This is a genomic window from Streptomyces atriruber (assembly GCF_001418325.1).
Lineage (GTDB): Bacteria > Actinomycetota > Actinomycetes > Streptomycetales > Streptomycetaceae > Streptomyces > Streptomyces atriruber.
The window spans coordinates 1-1,267 of sequence record NZ_LIPN01000332.1; the positions used below are offsets into that span (position 1 = coordinate 1).

Below are 1,267 nucleotides of genomic sequence, written 5' to 3' on the forward strand. Positions count from 1 at the left end.
GGCGTCGGCGCGGTCGGTGCGCTCCCAGGTGAGGTCGGGCAGTTCGCGGCCGAAGTGGCCGTAGGCGGCGGTCTGCGCGTAGATGGGGCGCAGCAGGTCCAGGTCGCGGATGATCGCGGCGGGGCGCAGGTCGAAGACGTCGCTGACGGCGCGTTCGATGGCGGCCTGCGGGGCGGTGGCGGTGCCGAAGGTCTCGATGAACAGGCCGANNGCGACCTGGACCTCGCAGCGGGTGGCCAGGCCCGCGGCGACGACGTTCTTGGCGACCCAGCGCATCGCGTAGGCGGCCGAACGGTCCACCTTGGAGGGGTCCTTGCCGGAGAAGGCGCCGCCGCCGTGGCGGGCCATGCCGCCGTACGTGTCGACGATGATCTTGCGGCCGGTCAGGCCGGCGTCGCCCATCGGGCCGCCGATCTCGAAGCGGCCGGTGGGGTTGACGAACAGCCGGTAGTCGTCGGTGTCCAGCTTGATGCCGTCGTCGGCGAGCTGGGCCAGGACGTGCTCGACGACATGGGTGCGCAGGTCCGGGGTGAGCTGGTCGGTCAGGTCGATGTCGGCGGCGTGCTGGGAGGAGACCACGATGGTGTCCAGGCGCACCGGGCGGCTGCCCTGGTACTCGATGGTGACCTGGGTCTTGCCGTCGGGGCGCAGGTAGGGGACGGTGCCGTCCTTGCGGACCGCGGTCAGCCGGTGCGAGAGGCGGTGGGCCAGCTCGATCGGCAGCGGCATCAGGGCGGGCGTCTCGTCGGTCGCGTAGCCGAACATCAGGCCCTGGTCGCCCGCGCCTTGCTTGTCGAGCTCGTCCTCGTCGCCCTCGACCCGGTTCTCGTAGGCGGTGTCCACGCCCTGGGCGATGTCGGGCGACTGGGCGCCGATGGACACCGAGACGCCGCAGGAGGCGCCGTCGAAGCCCTTGGCCGAGGAGTCGTAGCCGATGTCGAGGATCTTCTGGCGGACCAGGGTGGCGATGTCGGCGTAGGCGGCGGTGGTGACCTCGCCCGCGATGTGCACCTGGCCGGTGGTGATGAGGGTTTCGACCGCGACGCGGGAGGTGGGGTCCTGGCTGAGCAGGGCGTCAAGGACGGTGTCGCTGATCTGGTCGGCGATCTTGTCGGGGTGGCCCTCGGTGACGGACTCCGAGGTGAACAGGCGGCGGGACATGGCTCTCCAGGGCGCGAGGGGTCAGATGACGTGAGTGGCTTGAATGGGACGGGTGTCTTGAGTGGGCTGGGTGGTCTGGGTGGGGCGGATGGCGTGGGTGGCCGGG

1 protein-coding gene and 1 pseudogene are annotated in these 1,267 nt (G+C 71.0%); both read right to left on the bottom strand.

The genetic code is table 11. The features are described 5' to 3' along the window. On the bottom strand, window positions 1–209 hold a 209-nt coding region (locus AOK03_RS44360), incomplete at both ends, for a methionine adenosyltransferase domain-containing protein (protein WP_244177807.1). Between the two features lie 2 nt (window positions 210–211). After that, window positions 212–1,161 (bottom strand): annotated as a pseudogene (gene metK, locus AOK03_RS30060) (methionine adenosyltransferase); the annotation flags it as partial. Between the last annotated feature and the right edge of the window lie 106 nt (window positions 1,162–1,267).